We start from the raw sequence: 20,601 nt of genomic DNA on the forward strand, positions 1-20,601 counted from the left end.
TGCGGTGCGAATCGTTATGAAAGGACATGTTTTCGCTTCTCCGAAAGTCCCCGAAATCACCTGCGTCTGTGAAAGCCGCGCCCTCTCAGCGTTTGGTGGAGGTCGGTGGTCGTAGCTTGCCTATCACCATCAAGGAAAACCAGCGCGCAACCCGCATCACGCTTCGCATTGAACCGGGTGGCAAAGCGCTGAAGATGACCATTCCCTATGGTCTACACCACCGTGAGGTCGATGACTTCCTGGACCGTTACAATGGCTGGCTGAAAAGCAGGCTGGCGAAGTTTTCGGACGATGCAGGTATCGTGGATGGCGGGAAGATCGATATTCGCGGCGTGGCACATCGCATCGAGCATACCGGCACATTGCGCGGCGTGACACATGTGGTGACAAACGCGGACGGCGAGGCCGTGCTGAGGGTGAGCGGGCTACCGGAAAGCTTGGGCAAGCGAATTGCTACGTTCTTGAAAAAAGAAGCGCGCGCCGATCTGGAACGGCTGGTCGCTGTTCACGCAAAAACAGTCGGCAAATCTGTTCGCTCCATTTCCATGAAAGACACCCGCAGCCGGTGGGGCTCCTGCTCGCACAAAGGCAATCTCAGTTTTTCCTGGCGCATCGTCATGGCACCGGAAAGCGTCATCGATTACCTCGCCGCCCATGAGGTGGCGCATCTTCGCGAGATGAATCACGGCCCAAAATTCTGGGCGCTATGTGAACGGCTCTGCCCGCATACTGAAACGTCAAAGGCTTGGTTGAAGCGCAATGGATCACAACTCCATGCCATCGACTTTGACTGAAACGTTCCAAAAGTGTTTTGGATTCACGTGAAACACTTGTTCTGTCTGAGCGGAAACTGGATTTGGCTCGACTTTGGACGCATTTCGTGGCACCTCCCACCGTATGAAACCGGACATAAAGATTTGCGGACTGAAGTCGGCGGACGCCATTGAGCGGTCGGTTAGACGCGGTGCGACCCATATCGGCTTTATCTTCTTTGAAAAGAGCCCACGCAATATCGAGCCTGACATCGCAGGCAAGCTGGCCGATGCCGTGCGCGGCAGCGTCAAAGTCGTGGCCGTTACCGTCAATGCCGACAATGACGAGCTGGACGAGATCATCGATTTGTTGAAGCCGGACATGCTGCAACTGCATGGCAGCGAAACTCCGGAGAGAGTGCTGAACATCAAGGCTGTCTATGGATTGCCCGTCATAAAAGCGTTTTCCATTCGTGATGGCGATGATCTTGCCAAAATTCATCCCTATATAGGGATTGCCGACAAGTTCCTGTTCGATGCCAAACCGCCAGCGGGTTCCGATCTTCCAGGCGGGAATGGCGTGTCCTTCGATTGGACCTTGCTACGCACTCTTGACGAAGGCGTGGATTACATGCTTTCCGGTGGATTGAATAAAGACAATATCGCTGAAGCCTTGGAAGAAACCGGGGCGAGGGGAATAGATGCATCGTCCGGTGTCGAAAGCGCGCCGGGTGTGAAGGATTTGGCCCTGATCGACGCATTTTTCGATGCGGTCCGATCGGCAAGGCCGCAGGGAGTTTAAGAGTGAACGAAACGGTGAAACCCAACTCTTTCCGCGCCGGTCCCGATGAGGACGGTCGTTTTGGTACTTACGGGGGCCGCTTCGTTGCCGAAACGCTGATGCCGCTTATTCTTGAATTGCAGGAGCAGTGGAACAAGGCGAAGACCGATCCCGATTTTCAGGCTGAGCTTGCCCATCTCAACACCCACTACACCGGTCGTCCAAGCCCGCTTTATTTTGCAGAGCGCTTGACCCAAGAGCTTGGTGGCGCAAAGATTTACTTCAAGCGCGATGAGCTGAACCACACCGGGTCGCACAAGATCAACAATTGCCTTGGCCAGATCCTGCTTGCCAAGCGCATGGGCAAGACCCGCATCATCGCGGAAACCGGTGCTGGCCAGCACGGTGTTGCCTCGGCAACCGTCGCTGCCCGCTTCGGTATTCCCTGCGTTGTCTATATGGGCGCAACCGATGTGGAGCGTCAGGCCCCAAACGTTTTCCGCATGAAGCTTCTGGGTGCCGAAGTAAAGCCGGTGACGGCTGGGCATGGCACGTTAAAAGACGCGATGAACGAAGCGTTGCGTGACTGGGTCACCAATGTCGACGACACCTATTACATGATCGGCACCGCAGCCGGTCCGCATCCATACCCGGAAATGGTCCGCGACTTCCAGTCGATCATCGGGCACGAGGTGCGTGAGCAGATGATGGCAGCTGAAGGTCGCCTTCCTGATATGCTGGTGGCAGCCGTGGGCGGTGGCTCCAATGCCATTGGCCTGTTCCACCCGTTCCTGGATGATGCCAGCGTCAAAATCGTTGGCGTTGAAGCGGGCGGTAAAGGTCTTGAGGGCGAGGAGCATTGCGCGTCTCTCACGGCCGGGTCCCCCGGCGTGCTTCACGGCAACCGCACCTACCTTTTGCAGGATGGCGATGGTCAGATCAAGGAAGGTCACTCGATTTCCGCCGGTCTCGATTATCCAGGCATCGGCCCAGAACATTCGTGGCTGAAAGACGCCGGTCGCGTTGAATATGTACCCATCAAGGACAATGAGGCGCTGGATGCCTTCCAGTTACTGACACGAACCGAAGGTATTATTCCAGCGCTGGAGCCAGCCCACGCGCTGGCCGAAGTCATCAAGCGTGCGCCAAAAATGGATAAAGACCAGATTATCGTCATGAACCTCTGCGGCCGTGGCGACAAGGACATCTTTACCGTAGCGAAACTTCTGGAAACGGGTGCGTAATCATGACTGCACGTATGGACAAGCGCTTTGCTGATCTGCGCGCTGAAAACCGCCCGGCACTGATCACCTATTTCATGGGTGGAGATCCGGATTTCGAGACATCGCTCAACATCATGAAATCGCTGCCGGAAGCCGGTGCCGATGTGATCGAACTCGGCATGCCGTTTTCCGACCCCATGGCGGATGGTCCAGCCATTCAGCTTGCCGCACAACGCGCGCTGAAAGGCGGACAGACGCTGAAGACGACGCTCGATCTGGCCCGGGAATTCCGCAAGCAGGATAGTGCGACACCGATCGTTTTGATGGGCTATTACAATCCAATCTACATCTATGGCGTTGAAAAGTTTTTGGATGACGCGTTGGCGGCTGGCATAGATGGCCTCATCGTCGTAGATCTGCCGCCGGAAATGGACGATGAGCTGTGCGTTCCGGCGTTGAGCCGCGACATCAATTTCATTCGTCTTGCGACGCCAACGACCGATGAGAAGCGACTGCCCACTGTTCTCAAAAACACATCGGGCTTCGTCTATTATGTTTCGACCAACGGGATCACCGGTTCGGCATTGCCGGAACCGGCGCTGATTTCCGGTGCCGTTGGGCGGATCAAATCCCATACCGGCCTTCCGGTCTGCGTCGGATTTGGCGTCAAGACAGCGGATCATGCCCGTGCCATCGGCGCGGTTGCTGACGGTGTCGTGGTCGGATCTGTCATCGTCAACCAGATTGCCGCCAGCCTGACCAAGGATGGCAAAGCCACGAATGACACTGTTCCCTTCGTCACAACGCTGGTAAAGGGACTTTCAACAGGTGTGCGCGCATCGCGCCTTGCTGCTGCCGAATAAGTCTTCGGTTCAGCGCAGATAGTCAGGAGTATTAGACGTGAACTGGATTACCAATTACGTACGGCCTCGGATCAACTCCATGCTTGGCCGCCGCGAGACACCGGAAAATCTCTGGATCAAATGCCCCGAGACGGGCGAGATGGTTTTTCACAAGGATCTGGAAGAAAACAAGTGGGTCATCCCGGCCTCCGGTTTTCACATGAAGATGCCGGCCAAGGCACGTCTTGAAGATCTGTTCGACGGTGGCGTTTATGAAGCGCTTCAACAGCCGAAGGTCGCCCAGGATCCGTTGAAGTTTCGCGACTCCAAAAAGTATTCCGACCGTTTGCGTGATAGCCGCGTGAAGACCGAACAGGAAGATACGATCTTGGCGGGCGTCGGCAAGCTGCAGGGCCTGAAAATCGTCGCCATCGTGCACGAATTCCAGTTCATGGGTGGTTCGCTTGGCATTGCTGCCGGCGAAGCAATCGTCAAGGCCTTCGAGCGCGCCATTTCCGAGCGTTGCCCTGTGGTGATGTTCCCTGCTTCCGGTGGCGCACGCATGCAGGAAGGCATCCTATCTTTGATGCAGCTGCCCCGCACCACAGTTGCGGTCAACATGCTCAAGGAAGCGGGGATGCCATACATCGTCGTGTTGACCAACCCGACAACGGGTGGCGTAACGGCATCCTACGCCATGCTGGGCGACGTGCACATTGCGGAGCCGGGTGCGGAAATCTGCTTTGCGGGCAAGCGCGTGATCGAACAGACGATCCGCGAAAAGCTGCCTGAGGGCTTCCAGACATCGGAATATCTGCTGGATCACGGCATGGTCGACATGGTCGTGGATCGGCGTGAAATTCCCGATACGCTGGCAAGTCTGTTCAAGATCATGACCAAGGCACCAGCCGATACGTCTGCGGAAATCCTGCCACTGGCCGCTTCCGCCTGACGTCATTCGCGACTGGGCTCCGGAGGGGCCGATGACGGATATGACGACGCCCGCGCAAAGCGAGGCAGAACAGATCATCGAAAAGCTTTTGGGGCTCCACCCCAAAGGCTTCGATCTTTCACTCGACAGGATCACCATCCTCCTCGAAAAACTCGGCAATCCGCACAAAAGGCTGCCGCCGATCATCCATGTCGCCGGCACCAATGGCAAAGGTTCGGTCACCGCCTTCAGCCGCGCGCTTCTGGAAGCTGCGGGCCTTGGCGTCCACGTCCACACCTCTCCCCATCTCGTCAATTGGTATGAGCGCTACCGTCTCGGCATTCGTGGCGAAAAGGGCCGCTATGTCGAAGATGCTGTTTTGGCGGAAGCGCTGGAACGTGTCGCCGCTGCCAATGGCGGTCAGATGATCACCGTCTTCGAAATCCTAACAGCCGTTACCTTCGTTCTGTTCGCGGAACATCCAGCCGATGCTGCTATCATCGAGGTTGGTCTTGGCGGCCGTTTTGACGCTACCAACGTGATCACGAACCCTGCGGTTTCGATCATCATGCCGATTTCGCTCGACCACCAGGCCTATCTCGGTGATAGCGTCGAGTTAATCGCGGCTGAAAAAGCCGGGATCATGAAAGCGGGATCGCCCGTCGTCATCGGGCATCAGGAATATGATGCCGCGCTTGATGTGCTCGTGCAAACCGCAGAGCGCCTGAAATGCCCGACAGCCGTTTACGGGCAGGATTATTCAGCCCACGAAGAATTCGGTCGCATGGTCTATCAAGATGAGTTCAGCCTGGTGGACGCCCCATTGCCACGTCTTCCCGGTCGCCATCAACTGGCCAATGCCGCTGCCGCAATCCGGGCCGTCAAGGCTGCCGGTTTCGAGGTAACGGAACGGATGATCGAAACGGCAATGGCCTCGGTCGAATGGCCAGGCCGCCTGCAACGCATCAAGACCGGCCGCATCGTCGATCTGGCACCGCCCGGTTCGGAAATCTGGATTGATGGCGGGCATAATCCCGGTGCCGGCGAAGTCATTTCCGAGGCCATGGCCGGTTTTGAAGAAAAGCAGGCGCGCCCGCTGTTTTTGATTGCCGGTATGATCAACACCAAGGATCAGGTCGGATATTTCAAGGCGTTTGCCGATATAGCGCAATACGTCTTCACGGTCCCGATCCACGGAACGGATGCAGCCATCGACCCGGTGGTACTGGCGCACGCAGTATTTGATGCCGGGCTGGTTGCCGCGCCGACATCCTCGATCGAGGAGGCCTTGGAAGAGCTGACGAAGCGTCTCGTGCCTGGCAAACCGGCACCGCGAATTTTGATCGGTGGATCGCTATATCTGGCGGGCAATGCGCTGGCGTTGAACGGCACGGTTCCGAATTAAAGCCCGCGAATATCGACTTTGAGAATTGAGCCGCTCCATCCCCGACATCCTCGGGTCAAGACCGAGGATGTCGGTGGAGTGTTGCGATGATTTCATAAGAAAAAGCCCGGCAATGGCCGGGCTTTTCTCATTCTATCTTTTGCACTCAATCAAGCGGCGCTGGAAATCCAGGCAGAAAGCGCAGTCTTGGGCGCTGCGCCAACCTTGATGTCTGCCACTTCGCCGCCCTTAAACATCGCAAGCGTCGGAATCGAGCGGACGCCGAACTGTGCTGCCAGTTCTGGGTTTTCATCGATGTTGAGCTTGACGACCTTCACCTTGCCTGCCAGTTCGGTTGCAATTTCTTCGAGGCTCGGCGCAATCATCTTGCACGGGCCGCACCATTCAGCCCAGAAATCAACGACGACGGGCTCGACGGAATCAAGAACTTCGGCCTGGAAGTTGGACGTATCGACTTTCACGGTAGCCATGGATGGCTCTCCTTTCGGTGTCTCTTTGGTTGATTAGAATGTGATGCCGATGGCCGGCAATTTCAATGTCCGGTATCTCATTTTGTCTCGATTGCAGCAAGGGCAGCGGATAACGCATCGTCACTGAGCGTCACGAACGAAGCGTTTTCCGTATAGACCAGCGCACAGGTAAAGACCTTATCAGGATAAAGCGGTTCCAGAATGCTTTTGTAGATCGCAAGCTGCGCCTTGTGCGCCAAGGGTATGTCGGCGTCTTTGACGGGCGGCACGCGGTTGGTCTTGTAATCCACCAGAATAACGCGGTTTCCATCTACCGCCAGTCGGTCGATCCGGCCAGATACGGCGTAGTCCTTCGTACCCAGCCGCAAGGTCCCCATAATCGAGATTTCTGCACGGCTGTTAGCGGAAAAGGCGGGCTGAAGCGCAGGTTCCGACAGCACTGCCAGCGTCGAGCGGATCAGTTTTTCACGCTCGTGCTCGGGCCAGAACCGGGCGGCACGTTCCGCATACCGGCGGGCAGCATCGTCACGCTGTGCCAGTGGGTATTCCGGCAATGTCTGCAGCATCCGGTGAACGAGCTTGCCGCGTTGCAGGGCAAGACCGGATGAGACCTCCTGTTTGGCAAACAGCGGCGAGGTGACCAGAAGGTCCTCGGAACCGTCATCGATGATCGTTCCGGCACCGGAAGGGCTGAGCGGGCGCGGCAGAACCGGTGGTGGTGGCAAAGGCTGCATAAGAGATGCCGGCAGCACATCCCGAACGGGAAGGGGCGGCGATTCGGTTTTGGCGATGGTCTTGGCGTCGCGGTTGGTCGAATGCCACAGCAAACCATCCCACTCTTCGCCACCTGCGGAAAACGTCTGGCGTTTGCAGCGGGTTTCATCTGCGGCCAGCGAACGGGCAATCATCGCATGCCAGCAATCGAGATTTTCTCGAGGTCCACGATAGCCGCAGACGATCAGGTGATCGGCAGCACGCGTCATCGCCACGTAGAGAAGACGGCGATATTCCTGCTCGGCCGAAAGCTTGAGGCGGTCTTCGTCTTTCGACACCAGCGCATTATCGAAGCCTTTGCCCGGAAGCCAGATGGGCAGCGAGGCATCATGGGTTTCGATGAAACGCAGTTTTGGCAGATGGCTGTGAATAAAGGCCTTGGAGCCGCCATCGACCAGAAAAACAACAGGCGCTTCCAAACCCTTGGATGCATGCACCGTCATGATGCGGACTTCGCCGCGTTCTTTATCCTGCTCGCGCTTGATCTCAGGCGCGTCGGTTTCCATCACGGAAATAAAGGATTGCAGGCCGGGAAGTCCCGTGCGTTCATGATCGAGCGCAAAGGACAGGAACTCGTCCAGAACGTCGCTGGCTTCGTTGCCCAGCCGCCCGAGGAATTTTGCCCGGCCTTCATGCAAGGTCAGCACGGCAGCAAAAAAGTCATGGATCGTCTGCGTCTTCGACAGTTCGATAAAGTGTGAAAGTTGCGCCACGGAAGCAGCGAAATGACTGCCCTCCGGCTGTTCTGATACCACTCGCAAATACTGCCATACACTGGTATCCGGCGGGCGTTTTGCAGCGATGTCGAAGATGTCTTCTTCCGAGTGATTGAACAGCGGGCTTTTCAGCAGCGCCGATAGAGACAGATCGTCCTGCGGTAACAGCACGAAGCGGCCAAGCGCCAGCAGATCCTGAATGGCGATGTGGTCGGTCAGACGGAGGCGGTCGGCACCGGCAACGGGAATGTTCTTTCGCTGTTTCAACTCGCGGGTCAGTGCATTGACGAAGGCGTGGCGTTTTCTGACCAGAACGAGAATATCACCGGCCTCGATGGTGCGTTCCACGCCTTTCTCGACCACGGTCTCCTTACCGATCATCTCGGCAATGCGGGCAGCGATGCGGCGTGCGACGATGGCGGGCGGGGCGCTTTCGCGCAGCGCATCGAAGGGGGCAGTCCAGTCCTCTTCATTTTCCACCGGCTCGGCGGCAATCATGTCCCACAGTTCGACGGTGCCCGCCTGTCCATGGCGGTTGGAGCGGTGCTCGACGGGTTCCTTTTCGGCGCTCAGGCCTTCCGCATGCTCGGGCAGGGAAAAGACCTGGTCGACCGCGGCAAGAACATCGTCTGTGGAACGGAAGGACAAGGGCAGACGGACGGAATGGAATGTCTGTTCCACGGCGGTAACGCGACGTTGTGTTTCCCGGCTCTCCTGCGAAAACCGTTCGGGTCGCGCGCCTTGGAAGGAGTAGATCGACTGTTTCTCATCACCCACGGCAAACACCGTGCGCCGACCATCGCGTGCCGTTTCACCATGGAAGAAATCGGCGGCAAGTGACTGGATGATGGACCATTGCACGGGGCTGGTATCCTGCGCCTCATCCACCAGAATGTGATCGATACCCTGATCCAGCTTGTAATGAACCCAGGCCCCTGCCGTATCGCGATTGAGCAGTGTCGCAGCGCGTTCGATTAGATCCTCGAAATCCAGCTGGCTGCGCTGCTTCTTCAAATCTTCGAAATCACCGATCAACCGCTCCGCAAGCGTCAGCGCATGTTTCGTCGCTTCCAGCATGCGGATTGTGCGGTAGCGATCCCGGCAGGCCACCACATGGGCGCGCGCCGCCGTCAGATCGTCCAGCAGAGCAGGGGCCGATTTCTGCATCGCCTTGTTGATGACGTACGCATCCGACTTCGGCGCGCCTTGCGAGGTCAGAAGCGCTGCTTCGATGAACTCCACGCGCTTGAAAATATCGGTCGTGCGGGCGGCTTCACGAAGCGCGTAGGCGACATCGATCACGCGAGATCCGCCGATTTCATCGCCCAGGGTTAGATAGGTTTCCATCGACAGACCGGAGAGACCGGGCAGGGGCCAATAGGCTGCTGCTGCCGTTTCTTCTGTTTCCTGCGGGCCAATATTGGCCTTGGCCCGAAGCGTGGCATCGATACCACCGCTACGGTGCGCCTGTTCGAGAAAGCCGCTGATTGCGTTACGGTTGGAGACGATGGCGCTAAGCAGCGCTTCCAGCCCGGTTTCGTCTGCGATATCGAGAACGTAAGCCAGCGCCTGCGCAAGCGGCTGATCGGCCTCCATGGAGACGGCGGTCAACAGCGTGCGGCGTGCCTCTGCTAGCAGCGTGCTGGCGGCACGGTCATCCAGCACCGAGAAATGCCCGGCGACATTGGCTTCCAGTGGAAACTGGTGCAGCAGTGCTTCGCAGAAGGCGTGGATGGTTTGAATTTTCAGGCCGCCCGGCGTCTCCAGCGCTTTTGCAAACAGCCGTCGTGCTTCCTTCAGCTTGATGAGATCGGGAACACGGCCTTCTATGGCGGTGATGCGATTGCTGAGATCGGCGTTGGAAAGCGTGGCCCAGTCTGCCAGCCTGTCGAACACGCGGCTTGACATTTCTGATGCCGCGGCCTTCGTATAGGTGAGACACAGGATCGCGGATGGGCGGCACCCGGCCAGAAGCAGGCGGATCACCCGCTGCGTCAAAACGTGCGTCTTGCCGGAACCGGCATTGGCCGACACCCAGGCGGAACTGCTGGGGTCGGACGCGCGGGTTTGCTGTGCGCTCGTCCAGTCGATCCAGCTTTTAGGATCGTCCTGTTCGGGGCCGTGATCGATGATATCATTCAGCATCGCCATCTCCCGGTTCTGCCGTCGACCATTCGGACACGCGGGCAAGGTGGTCATATTCGCCGCCATAGGCCTGCTGCTCTTCGGGGATCAGCCGCGAAACGAAACCGTTCTTGCCCTCGCGAAGCGAAATTACGAATTTGGCCAGCTGATCAATCGAATCACCCGCCAATTCCACTGCCGACTTTGGCGCAACTTTCGCTGTTGCCTTGGCGTGTTCATTGTTGATCGTATCCGTGCCGAAGCGTTCGCCGGGCCGCAGGCGCACATAGATCAAATCCTCCGGTATTGGGGAGCCTGTATCGCGGAAGGCACCGCGCATCAGGGCCGCCGCTTCCAGCGGCAATTGCGGATCGAGCAGCGAGCGGGCCTGTTTGACGGAAGGGGAAAGCCCGGTTTTGTAATCGATGATATCGGCCTTGCCAGAGGTCTTGATATCGATGCGGTCGGCAACGCCGGTCAGGCGAATGCCCGCTTCCGGAATTTCCTGTCCGGCCCGCGCCTCGATATGGCTGCGCTTGACCAGCGCGCGACGGTCTTTTTCCCATTTCATAAACTCGCGCGCGACCGCTTCAAAACGGGGCCGCCAGACCACATCGATATGCGGTGGCAGGTTTTCCGCATCGAAACAGGCATGTAGCACGCGAAACATTGCCTCTTCGGCAGCGGGCGTACCGGGCACATGCTCTTCGCGGGAATAGGTTTCCATGATGCGGTGATAGAGTGTTCCACGGTCGGCAGCACCGGGGTCGCGGTTGAACTCGTCCAGCGGATCAAGCTTCAGAATGCGCCGCGCATAGATGGAATAGGGATCGCGCCGCAGCCTGCCAACTTCACTGAAGGAATAGGATTTCGGTTGCAGCTCCGCAGGCGGTGTCGGGGCAGGGCGCTTGGCGGCTTGCTGGCTTTCACCCTCATCCAGCATGGTGGCCCAATGGCGGTACGCGGTTCCGCGCGCTTTCAGCGTCTCCGCGAACTCTTCCCCACCCAGCGCCAGTAGCCTTTGCAGCCAGCGCGACGCAACGGCGGGCGTCGAGCCCTGGCGCAGTGCGCGGGTGTAAAAAATATGACGCGTGCCATTCGCCATCTCGAAATCATGCGCCAGCTGGCCGATGCGCCGTTCCGGCGGCTCCAGACCGATGGCGGTTTTCATGTTGCGGGATAGGAAAGGATTGTTGGCTGTCTGTCCAGGCCAGATCCCCTCGTTCAATCCGCCGATGATGACGGTATCGACGCTTTGAAGACGGGCTTCCAGCGCACCGAAAATGAAGACGCGCGGGTGGCGCATGGCGCGAGGCTTGATCGATTCGCCAGCAATCAGTGCCGTCATGATATCAATCCATTGCGGCCCATCGGCTTCCAGCACGCTGCCGCATTCCATGAGTTCGGAAAGAAGACCAGACAGTTTCTCACCCGCTTCATGCGACCAGAGATTGGCGAGATCACCCCTCTCATCGACACACATGGCCTCGATCACCCGGCCTGTCCGCTCCGCCCAGTCGGCCAGCGTAAGACGTGCTGTCAACCGGCCGCTGACGAGGTCTTTGCGAATAAAGGCGGCATCCAGCGGCTCAATGGCAGCCTTGATGCGGCGCGCCAGGTCGGCAGCGGCGAGGTCGGTACCCTCGGCCAGCGATTTACGCCATTGCGGTGGATGCCGGTCGTTGATGTGGAGGGTGAGTTGCTGTTGCAGCAGCGCTTCCAGCGTGTCGAGCGTGGTTTCCGTTCTGCCACCACGAAGCGCCAGAAGCTCTAGCCCGGCGACCGCTTGACCAACCGCCTCTTCGCTAAGATCGAAGCGGGCCAGCGGATGTTTCAGTAGGGACATGACTGCAACTGGATCACCGGGTCGCAGGATGGATTCGAGGGCCAGCATCAACAGGCCTGCCTGTGGCGTGGCGGACAATGGCGTACCGGCGGAATCGTCTGCCTCGATACCGAAGCGGGCCAGCTCTGTTGCCACGCGGCGCGCAAGCCCACGGTCCGGGGTGATGAGTGCGGCCTGAGATTGGCCACCTGTGCCGGGCTTTTCAAGGGCGAGACGAAGGGCAATCGCAATCGCCGTTGCCTCCTCGCGCTCATTGGCTGCCTCTATGATGGAAGCGGTGGCGAAGGCTTCATTGAAAAATGCATCGCTTTTTTCGGAGCGCCACTCGTTCCACTCGCTGGTGGCCTTGGCCGGGGCAAGAGCGGTGGAAAAGATTGCGGCACGGTCTTGTAGGTCACTATCCAGCATGCCGATCTGTTCGGCATCATTGCGCGATACGCCCAGCTTTTGCAGCAGCACGAAGAGGCCATATTGCGAATGCGTGCGACTGGACGGATCGTCGGGGCTTTCATTGATCGACTGCCATTGATCCTCCGGCATTTCAATATCGAGGCCCGGCAGAACGACGGTGCCCTGGGAGAGGGATGCGACAGCTGCAATCAAGTCTGCCGCTGCCGGAATGGAACCTGTGGAACCCGCAACGATGATGGGATCATTCGATCCGATCTTCGTCAAGCGCTCGGCTTCTGCCCGCAAAATCGCATTGCGGTGCCTGCCTGCCGAGGATTTGTTGAGTTCTTCCAGCCGCGCAGGCCAGAAGACGCTGGCGATCTTCAGGAAATCGGCGGTCAGTTGCCACCATTGCGCATGGTCAGCGGTGTCGAGTTTGGACAGTGCGTCCCAATCCCGGTCTTCCGTATCCATGGCGTCGATGACTTCGCCCAGCGAGCGGGCCAGCCAGATGGCATCAGCAGGGCTTGCGGGTGCAACCAGCGGCGAATCGGAATGCACGGCACGGATGGCGTCCGGCAGACTGTTGCGCCATGCAAGGATCAAACGCGCAAGCTCGACCAGCCGCGCTGTGCTGGAAATCGGTGGGGCGAGGTCAATGGTCGCGGGCGTTTCGATGTCGAAAAAGCCGCTATCGTCATCCGTTTCGCCCAAGGGACGGATGATCGGCAGAATGGCCGATTGGCCGCCGAGCAAATCCACGAATTCGGAACGCAGTACGCGCGCCGAACGGCGGGTGGGGACATAGATGGTGACCTTAGCCAACGACAGCGGATCAGCGGCATCGTAGCGAAAGCCAGTTGTCAGCCTACCATCGCACAGAGCAGCCGCAAGCGTTCGTAGAAATGGCGTTCCGGGGGCGATGGTTAGAATACGCTTGGCATGCGCCAATGGGTGATCTCACTTGTCGGTTGCTACAGCTGCGATGGTTCGTTCCGCATCTTCTATAGCATCCGGCGTGCCGACGGTAATCCATTGACCTGATAGTGACAGGCCAAAAAGCCGGTTTTGGGCAATGGCACGGTCGAAATAGATGTTGAGATTGAAGGCGTCAGTGGGCGCGTCATCCAGAAGCCGCGTATCCATCGCGATTGCACCGGCATAAACGACTGGACGCGGTTCGCCTTCGTTGTAGCGCGTCAAGGTGCCATCATCGGCAAGGTTGAAATCCTTTTTGCCGTTGTGGCCAGTGGTGCGGTCCATATCGACGCAGAGCAGCGCCATATCCATGGTCTCAGCGTCGAAAAACGCGGCAAGCTTTTGTAGGTTGGTTGTTTCATCAGACGTCTCGCCAACCCAGAACAGGTCGGCATTCATGACCAGAACAGGTCCGGGCTCCAGCAGCTTCAAGCCCTTGGCAAGCCCACCGCCGGAATTCATCAGCTGTTGCCGCTCGTCGGAAATCAGAATTCTGGCGTCTTTGCGGTTCTCAAGATGGGCAACCATCTGGTCGGCATGATGGTGTACATTGATGGCGATGGTCTCGACGCCTGCCTCAACGAGAACATCTATGACGTAATCGATCATCGGCCGCCCGGCGATATGCACCAGAGGTTTGGGGATCGTATCGGTAATCGGTCGCATTCGGGTACCCAGACCCGCCGCCAGCACCATCGCTTGTCTGATCGTCATGGAGGACACTTCACTCTTTGTGGATATCGATGCCTGCACGCTCAAACCAATTGCGCAGGATGGCGAGATCAGGGTGCTCAAGTGCCGAGCGCAGATAGGAGAAGGTGCGCGGCATGTGTTTCATGTAATGTGGCTTGCCATCGCGCGTCATCAGCCGCACCCATATGCCCACCAGCTTGCAATTGCGCTGTGCGGCCATGATGGCGAAGGCTTTCAGGAAGGATTTCTCATCGAAATCAGCATTTTTGCGCCGGATATCGAGATAGTGTTCCATCAGCCGCGCTTGCATATCCGGTGAAATTGTCACGCGGGCATCTTGAACGATGGAGGCGAGGTCGTAGGCCGTTGGCCCGATCATAGCATCCTGAAAGTCGATGATACCAACCCGTTGGATGCCGGTTTTTTCGGGTTGCCAGATAATGTTGGGTGAATGGAAATCCCGCAGCAAAAGCCCGGTCTCCGCATCATCGAGTTTTTCGATCAGCTGGTCCCAGACGGCAAAGAAGCTTTGCTTTTCACTGTCATTGGTCTTTCCACCACGGATATGCGGGAGATACCAGTCCAACAACAAAGACGTCTCGATCTTCATTGCATCCGCATCAAATGGCGGTACCTGATAGATCGCGCCATTCGAAAGGCTAATATCGCCTGGGGCAGGTGCGTCATGCAGGGCGGCAAGGCAGGCGACGCTTGCCAGATAGCGCTCCTCAATCGGGGCACCATCGACGTCCAAGACGCCATCGCGCCCGATATCTTCGAGAAGCAGAATGCCCCGTTCCAGATCCTGCGCCAGAATGGCGGGCGCGGAAAAACCCTTGTCTGTGAGATAGCGGTCGATGGCGATGAAAGGTGTCACTTCGCGGGCAAGGTGCACGATTTCGGCGTAGGTTTTGCCATCCTGAATGACTGGTCCCCTCGGCGGCGGCTGCCAGTCCATCAGCAGGCACTGGCCGTCGGCGTCGCTTATCAGTTCATAGGTGCGGTAAGCTGCGTCGCCGCTGAAATATTGGCGGGACGCATGCCCTTTACCGTTGCTTTCAAGGAATTCGCGAATGGCAAGCACGCGCTCCAGCCGTTCTTTTTGCCTTGGTGGCGCATCGATGGTCGCCAAGCGTCCTTCGTCGCGGTGGGTAAGCCGCAAAGTGATGGTGCTGTCTTTCGGAAGCTCACTGGCCGCCATCTCTGGCCACTCGATCAGGCAAACGCCATCTGACAGCATCTCGTCGATGCCGAGCTCATCCAGTTCGGAGACATCGGAGAGACGATAGAGATCGAGATGCGCGACGGGAAAACGAAGATCGTAGGACTGAACGATGGTGAAGGTCGGGCTAGGAACTTCGAGATATTGGTCACCGGCAACTGCCCGGATGAGCGCGCGCGCCAGCGTCGATTTGCCCGCGCCCAGATCGCCCACAAGGGCGATGCAATCGCCGGGTTTCACGGTCAGTGCCAGTTCCTCGCCCAGCCGGATCGTCTCGGCTTCGTCGGCGAGGAAAATAGAAATAGGCGAAATCGTCTCGTTCATTCGGCGGCGATGGAATGCGGATGTGAGCCGGATGGAATACGGCAACTGACGACCGTGCCTTCACCCGGGCGGCTGTCGATGGTGACATTGCCACTGTGAAGGCTGACGAAGCTTTCAACGATGGAGAGGCCAAGGCCCGCTCCGGTGCGGCGGCCGCCATTGCCGCGGGTCGAGAAGCGATCAAACACGGTTTTCAACATATCTTCCGGAATGCCCGGCCCCTGATCTGCCACGGAGAAGACGAAATCGCCTTCGCTGCGCTGGCACGTCAGGGTAATTGCCGAACCCTCGGGCGCGAAGTTTGCGGCATTGGTCAACAGCTTGATCAGGATTTGCTTCAGACGCTGATGGTCGGCAACGATTGCGCCCAGATGTGCGGGGGCGACGATTTCCAGCAAAACACCGCTTTCCTGCAAACGATCCGTAATCTGCACCGAAACATCGGCAAGAAGCTCGTTCAGATCGTTCTCGGTGTAGTTGAGATGCATGATGCCCGCATCAACTGTCGCCAGATCGAGAATGTCGTTGACGATCGTCAGCAGCACTGACGAAGACGTGGAGATATGATCGAGATATTCCGCCTGACGCTCGCTGAGTTCGCCGATGCCAGGCGTTTTCAGAAGGTCGGTAAAGCCAATGATGTTGGTCAAAGGCGAGCGAAGCTCGTAGGACACGTGCTGGACGAAATCGTTCTTCAGCTCATCCGCCTTGCGCAACGCTTCGTTCTTTTCCTTCAGCGCCCGCTCGGCACGCACACTGTCCGTCATGTTGACGAAGGTTAGCATGGTCTGCGAATCCGGCAAAGGAATGATGGCGTAATCCAGCACAAGACCGGACAGAAGTTCGAGCGTGCCCTGTTTCGACAGGCGTTCATCATCGAAACTGGTGATGAACTGGCTGAAGGCACGCCAGCCATCGGGCTTCTCATAGGATTGTGAGCATGCTTCTTCGATAGAGCGAATATGCTTGCCGGCTTCGGCTTCTTCGCCAGTGATAGCCCAGAGCGCGCGGAAGGCGGGGTTTGACAGGCGGATGCGTCCGTCCGCACCGAACACGGCTACACCTTCGGACAGATGGTCGATGGTTTCACCCTGAACCTTGACCAGCGTGTTATAGCGCATTTGTAGATCGACCTGCTCGGTCAGGTTTTCAAACACCCAGGTTGCGCCGCCCTGCGGGTGCGCCGTGGCGATGACGCGCAGCGTCTGTCCGTTCGGCAAGTGCCAGAGGTCGGTTTTCGTATCGAGGGACCGGTACACGGCAAGAGCCGTCTCTTTCCAGCTCTTCCAGTTCAACTGTTCGGGCAGTTTGCCATCGGAGCGCAGGCGGTCCAGAAGCTCGGAATTGTCAGGCTTGGATTCCAGCAGAACCAGATCAAGGCCCCAAAGGCTGACGAAAGCCTGATTGTAGAATTGCAGACGCTGCCGGCCATCGAAGATCGCGACCGGTGTTGCCAGATGATCCAATGTCTCGGCGTGGCTTTTCAGCGTACGCTTCAACTCTTCACGCACGGTCTCGGCTTCCGTCGTGTCGATGGCGATACCTGCGGAACCGCCCGGCGTCTTGATATCGACCACATCGAAAAAGGTTCGGTTGCCGGAAACCACCGTGGAGATGCGGTCATGATAGGGCGATTCAGGTGTGGCGCTCGCGCGGATTTTCTGGCGCGTCACGGTGTTCAGCAATTCGCGCTGTTCGGTCACAGCCTCTTGCGGATTGCGGGCGTCCACGCCCTGCGCATAGGCATGGTTCACCCATGTCAGTGCGCCCTCGGAATTGCGCCGCCAGACGGGCTGCTCAATGCTGTCGAGAAGATCCTGGAATGTCGAGATCGATGATACCAGCCGCTCACGCTCGACTTTCAGATTGGCAAGTTCGGCGCGCAGATTGTTCAGAGCAACGAAACGCGCAAACGCCTTGCCGCCGGATACGCGACCTTGAACCTCGATCACTTCGCCGCGCTGCGTTTCGACGGTCAAATCGAAACTTTGTGCGTGGCTGCGCAATTTCTCGATAGCTTTTTCAAGCGGAGCTGCGGAGGCTGGGCGAAGCCAACGACCGAAAGCCAGAAAATCGTGGTCAGCCTGCGGAACGCCGGTTTCAGGCGGCAGCTGTCCGATGAATTCTGCACGTTGGCTGGAGCTTTCCCAAATGACGATGCGGCGGGACTTATCCGCAATCAGCGCTTCGTATTTTGAAATCTTGGCATTGGCTTCGGAAAGAGCTGCTCTGAATTCGTTGGTTTCAGCTTCGATGTTTCCACGCTGGCGAACAAGCCAGACGATTGAAAACAGCGTAGCCGAAACGACACCGATAAAGAGGGAATAGGTTATGGTTTCTGAAGACGAGAACAGGCGTTCTCCAGTCTGCAAAACCGTGTTTTGCTGTGCATGAGCGACAGCCGCAAAGCCGCTCAAGACAGTTCCTGCCATCAGGACTGAAAGTGTCTTCGCCTTATCGCGGAGAACGCTCACGGTCCCCATAAGTGAGGTCGTCAAGCGTTTAGATACCGAGGCATCAAGACTGCCCGGCTCGTCGTTTTTTTTCGCCCGCTTTTGCGCGCGTGAATTATCTACCGTCATCCCCGGTCTGTCTCCGTCCTATGTGCCGCATTCTCGACAAGACATCCCATTTCCGCGCGCTATGCCCGCGCACGAATCAAGTCTTGTGACAATACCGCCTTCGGAAACCCCCGTGAAGGGAGGGCGGAAAAAGATATGGCGGGCTTTGTCAAGCCCGCCATATCCATATCTAGTGCGTTAATTGTGGATATTAACCATAAAATCAATATCTGTAGTGTTCAGCCTTGAATGGACCGGTCTTGGACACGCCGATATAATCTGCCTGAAGATCAGAAAGTTCTGTCAGCTTCACGCCCAGCTTCTCAAGATGCAGACGCGCGACCTTCTCATCGAGGTGCTTTGGCAGCACGTAAACGTCGTTCTTGTACTCGCCCTGCTTCGTGAAGAGTTCGATCTGGCCCAGAACCTGGTTGGTAAAGGACGCCGACATCACGAAGGATGGGTGGCCCGTGGCGTTGCCGAGGTTGAGCAAGCGGCCTTCCGACAAAAGGATCATACGGTTGCCCTTGGCGAACTCGATGAGGTCCACCTGCGGCTTTACGTTGGTCCACTTCAGGTTCTTGAGAGCAGCAACCTGAATTTCGTTGTCGAAGTGGCCGATGTTGCCGACGATGGCCATATCCTTCATCTCGCGCATATGCTCGATGCGGATGACGTCCTTGTTGCCTGTGGTGGTGATGAAGATGTCGGACGAAGCAACGACGTCTTCCAGACGAACGACTTCAAAACCGTCCATGGCAGCCTGAAGCGCGCAGATCGGATCGATTTCCGTGACCTTGACACGAGCGCCAGCGCCCTGAAGCGAAGCGGCAGAACCCTTGCCCACATCGCCGTAACCGCAGACGACGGCAACCTTGCCGGCCATCATAACGTCGGTTGCGCGGCGGATACCGTCAACCAGCGATTCCTTGCAGCCATACTTGTTGTCGAACTTCGACTTGGTGACGCTGTCATTGACGTTGATCGCAGGGAAAGGCAGCAGGCCCTTCTTGCTGAGGTCGTAGAGGCGATGAACGCCCGTCGTCGTTTCTTCGGTCACGCCCTTGATGGCATCGCGCTGCTTGGTGAACCAGCCCGGGGAAGCGGCAAGACGCTTCTTGATCTGGGCGATGAGGATTTCTTCTTCTTCAGAGTCAGGCTTGGACAGAACGTCCTCACCGGCTTCAGCGCGCGCGCCGAGCAGGATGTACATGGTGGCATCGCCGCCATCGTCGAGGATCATGTTGGAGAAGCCACCATCGGTCCACTGGAAGATCTTGTCGGTGTATTCCCAATATTCGGTGAGGCTTTCACCCTTGACCGCGAAAACCGGAATGCCGGTTTCGGCAATGGCTGCTGCCGCATGGTCCTGGGTGGAGAAGATGTTGCAGGATGCCCAGCGAATGTCGGCGCCCAGTTCCTTCAGCGTCTCGATGAGAACGGCTGTCTGAATGGTCATGTGCAGGGAGCCGGAAATCCGTGCGCCCTTCAAAGGCTTGGTCTGGCCAAACTCTTCGCGGCAGGACATCAGGCCTGGCATTTCGGTTTCAGCAATGTCGAGTTCCTTACGGCCGTAGGCGGCAAGGTTGATATCGGCAACGACGTAGTCTTTTTCAGCGCTCATAAAATGTCTCCTGCTTAAAAGGAGGCAGAGGACGAACCGCTGCCCGAATGATGGCTGCGGTTTATCAGGCTGAGATCAATCTGGCAATAATGATATAAAGAAGTCTTTATGTCTTTATATGGCTTGGTTATCAAACCTCTTCGCCGAAACGGTCTGCAACCAGCGTCTCGAGCGCTGCCAAGGCCTCCGCAGCCTGATTGCCACTGGCTTCCACAACAACCGTGCAGCCGGGGCTGGCCGCCAGCATCATAAGGCCCATGATCGAGGTGCCGCCAACGGTCATGCCATCTTTAGAGACTGTGATTTCCGCATCGAAGCCATCAACCATCTGAACGAACTTCGCAGATGCGCGGGCGTGAAGGCCGCGCTTGTTGACGATCAGCAATTCCCGCGAAAGAGGCGACATTCAAATGAACTTCTTTATTTGCCGCTGAGAACGCGGCTGGCGACATTGATGTATTTTCTGCCAGCATCCGAGGCCTCCTGCAAGGCCTTCTCCATGTTATCTTCGGTGCGAATGCCCGCAAGTTTGATGAGCATGGGCAGATTGACGCCTGCGATGACCTCGACATTGCCGTTGTGCATGACGGAAATGGCCAGATTGGAGGGTGTGCCGCCAAACATGTCGGTCAGAATAATGACGCCGTTGCCGTCATTGGCGCGCTCTACGGCATCGAGAATATCCTGCCGGCGCTGATCCATGTCATCCTCGGGACCGATACAAACCGTCTCGATCAATTTCTGAGGACCGACCACATGCTCTACCGCGTGCCGGAATTCCTCAGCCAGCTTGCCATGGGTGACAAGCACTAGTCCGATCATGAAATGCTCCCTTTCGCACGCACCTTGATTGCCGACTATCGCAATGCCGCAATCATGTCTATCGGTGGGGGCACATCTTGATGAGGAAAATACGAAGCGCAAGCCCCAAATTGCCGGTTTTCC

The 20,601-nt window shown here is 57.4% G+C and carries 15 protein-coding genes; 6 read left to right on the plus strand and 9 right to left on the minus strand.

What is annotated here, in order from left to right:
• Positions 1 to 26 precede the first annotated feature (26 nt).
• The 6 genes from DSM25558_RS11865 to DSM25558_RS11890 all read left to right on the plus strand — a co-directional run bounded on the left by DSM25558_RS11865 (position 27) and on the right by DSM25558_RS11890 (position 5,934).
• Positions 27 to 794, plus strand: coding sequence for a M48 family metallopeptidase (locus DSM25558_RS11865; protein WP_077104968.1), 768 nt, complete (start codon positions 27 to 29; stop codon positions 792 to 794).
• Positions 795 to 897: 103 nt separating this feature from the next.
• Positions 898 to 1,554, plus strand: a complete 657-nt coding sequence (locus DSM25558_RS11870; protein ID WP_077104969.1) for a phosphoribosylanthranilate isomerase — start codon at positions 898 to 900, stop codon at positions 1,552 to 1,554.
• A gap of 2 nt (positions 1,555 to 1,556) precedes the next feature.
• Positions 1,557 to 2,777 carry a tryptophan synthase subunit beta gene (gene trpB / locus DSM25558_RS11875; RefSeq protein WP_077104970.1) on the plus strand — a complete coding sequence of 407 codons (1,221 nt, stop codon included), beginning with the start codon at positions 1,557 to 1,559 and terminating at the stop codon, positions 2,775 to 2,777.
• Between the two features lie 2 nt (positions 2,778 to 2,779).
• A complete protein-coding gene (gene trpA, locus DSM25558_RS11880) occupies positions 2,780 to 3,619 on the plus strand; it encodes a tryptophan synthase subunit alpha (protein WP_077104971.1) in 840 nt (279 codons plus the stop codon).
• Between the two features lie 37 nt (positions 3,620 to 3,656).
• Positions 3,657 to 4,550 carry an acetyl-CoA carboxylase, carboxyltransferase subunit beta gene (accD, locus tag DSM25558_RS11885; RefSeq protein ID WP_077104972.1) on the plus strand — a complete coding sequence of 298 codons (894 nt, stop codon included), beginning with the start codon at positions 3,657 to 3,659 and terminating at the stop codon, positions 4,548 to 4,550.
• 40 nt (positions 4,551 to 4,590) lie between these two features.
• Positions 4,591 to 5,934, plus strand: coding sequence for a bifunctional folylpolyglutamate synthase/dihydrofolate synthase (locus DSM25558_RS11890; protein ID WP_077105012.1), 1,344 nt, complete (start codon positions 4,591 to 4,593; stop codon positions 5,932 to 5,934).
• 149 nt (positions 5,935 to 6,083) lie between these two features.
• On the opposite strand, the gene trxA is transcribed toward DSM25558_RS11890, so the two are convergent.
• The 9 genes from trxA to DSM25558_RS11935 all read right to left on the minus strand — a co-directional run bounded on the left by trxA (position 6,084) and on the right by DSM25558_RS11935 (position 20,478).
• A complete protein-coding gene (gene trxA, locus DSM25558_RS11895) occupies positions 6,084 to 6,404 on the minus strand; it encodes a thioredoxin (protein WP_067646133.1) in 321 nt (106 codons plus the stop codon).
• A gap of 77 nt (positions 6,405 to 6,481) precedes the next feature.
• Entirely contained in the window at positions 6,482 to 10,039 is a 3,558-nt protein-coding gene (addA, locus tag DSM25558_RS11900) for a double-strand break repair helicase AddA (protein WP_077104973.1), read from the minus strand.
• Complete coding sequence (gene addB / locus DSM25558_RS11905) at positions 10,029 to 13,205, minus strand: double-strand break repair protein AddB (protein WP_077104974.1); 3,177 nt, start codon at positions 13,203 to 13,205, stop codon at positions 10,029 to 10,031. Before addB ends, addA begins: the two co-directional genes overlap by 11 nt.
• 9 nt (positions 13,206 to 13,214) lie before the next feature.
• Positions 13,215 to 13,946, minus strand: a complete 732-nt coding sequence (locus DSM25558_RS11910) for a nucleotidyltransferase family protein (RefSeq protein WP_077104975.1) — start codon at positions 13,944 to 13,946, stop codon at positions 13,215 to 13,217.
• 10 nt (positions 13,947 to 13,956) lie between these two features.
• Positions 13,957 to 15,471: a tRNA (adenosine(37)-N6)-threonylcarbamoyltransferase complex ATPase subunit type 1 TsaE gene (gene tsaE / locus DSM25558_RS11915; RefSeq protein WP_077104976.1), complete on the minus strand. Its 1,515-nt coding sequence runs from the start codon at positions 15,469 to 15,471 to the stop codon at positions 13,957 to 13,959.
• Positions 15,468 to 17,954, minus strand: coding sequence for a sensor histidine kinase (locus DSM25558_RS11920; RefSeq protein ID WP_143240088.1), 2,487 nt, complete (start codon positions 17,952 to 17,954; stop codon positions 15,468 to 15,470). The genes tsaE and DSM25558_RS11920 overlap by 4 nt, the downstream gene beginning before the upstream one ends.
• A 301-nt stretch (positions 17,955 to 18,255) precedes the next feature.
• Entirely contained in the window at positions 18,256 to 19,656 is a 1,401-nt protein-coding gene (gene ahcY / locus DSM25558_RS11925) for an adenosylhomocysteinase (protein WP_077104978.1), read from the minus strand.
• Positions 19,657 to 19,786: 130 nt separating this feature from the next.
• Positions 19,787 to 20,062, minus strand: coding sequence for an HPr family phosphocarrier protein (locus tag DSM25558_RS11930; RefSeq protein ID WP_077104979.1), 276 nt, complete (start codon positions 20,060 to 20,062; stop codon positions 19,787 to 19,789).
• Positions 20,063 to 20,076: 14 nt separating this feature from the next.
• Positions 20,077 to 20,478, minus strand: coding sequence for a PTS sugar transporter subunit IIA (locus DSM25558_RS11935; RefSeq protein ID WP_077104980.1), 402 nt, complete (start codon positions 20,476 to 20,478; stop codon positions 20,077 to 20,079).
• Positions 20,479 to 20,601 lie beyond the last annotated feature (123 nt).

The organism is Agrobacterium sp. DSM 25558 (assembly GCF_900100825.1).
In the GTDB taxonomy this organism is placed as follows: domain Bacteria; phylum Pseudomonadota; class Alphaproteobacteria; order Rhizobiales; family Rhizobiaceae; genus Agrobacterium.

Excerpts from the sequence above, each read along its gene's own strand:
- tsaE (WP_077104976.1), bottom strand. The coding sequence starts at position 15,471 with ATGAACGAGACGATTTCGCCTATTTCTATTTTCCTCGCCGACGAAGCC.
- DSM25558_RS11920 (WP_143240088.1), bottom strand. The coding sequence starts at position 17,954 with ATGGGGACCGTGAGCGTTCTCCGCGATAAGGCGAAGACACTTTCAGTC.
- DSM25558_RS11930 (WP_077104979.1), bottom strand. The coding sequence starts at position 20,062 with ATGTCGCCTCTTTCGCGGGAATTGCTGATCGTCAACAAGCGCGGCCTT.
- trxA (WP_067646133.1), bottom strand. The coding sequence starts at position 6,404 with ATGGCTACCGTGAAAGTCGATACGTCCAACTTCCAGGCCGAAGTTCTT.
- DSM25558_RS11890 (WP_077105012.1), top strand. The coding sequence starts at position 4,591 with ATGACGACGCCCGCGCAAAGCGAGGCAGAACAGATCATCGAAAAGCTT.
- ahcY (WP_077104978.1), bottom strand. The coding sequence starts at position 19,656 with ATGAGCGCTGAAAAAGACTACGTCGTTGCCGATATCAACCTTGCCGCC.
- addA (WP_077104973.1), bottom strand. The coding sequence starts at position 10,039 with ATGCTGAATGATATCATCGATCACGGCCCCGAACAGGACGATCCTAAA.
- trpA (WP_077104971.1), top strand. The coding sequence starts at position 2,780 with ATGACTGCACGTATGGACAAGCGCTTTGCTGATCTGCGCGCTGAAAAC.
- DSM25558_RS11865 (WP_077104968.1), top strand. The coding sequence starts at position 27 with ATGTTTTCGCTTCTCCGAAAGTCCCCGAAATCACCTGCGTCTGTGAAA.
- DSM25558_RS11910 (WP_077104975.1), bottom strand. The coding sequence starts at position 13,946 with ATGACGATCAGACAAGCGATGGTGCTGGCGGCGGGTCTGGGTACCCGA.
- DSM25558_RS11935 (WP_077104980.1), bottom strand. The coding sequence starts at position 20,478 with ATGATCGGACTAGTGCTTGTCACCCATGGCAAGCTGGCTGAGGAATTC.
- DSM25558_RS11870 (WP_077104969.1), top strand. The coding sequence starts at position 898 with ATGAAACCGGACATAAAGATTTGCGGACTGAAGTCGGCGGACGCCATT.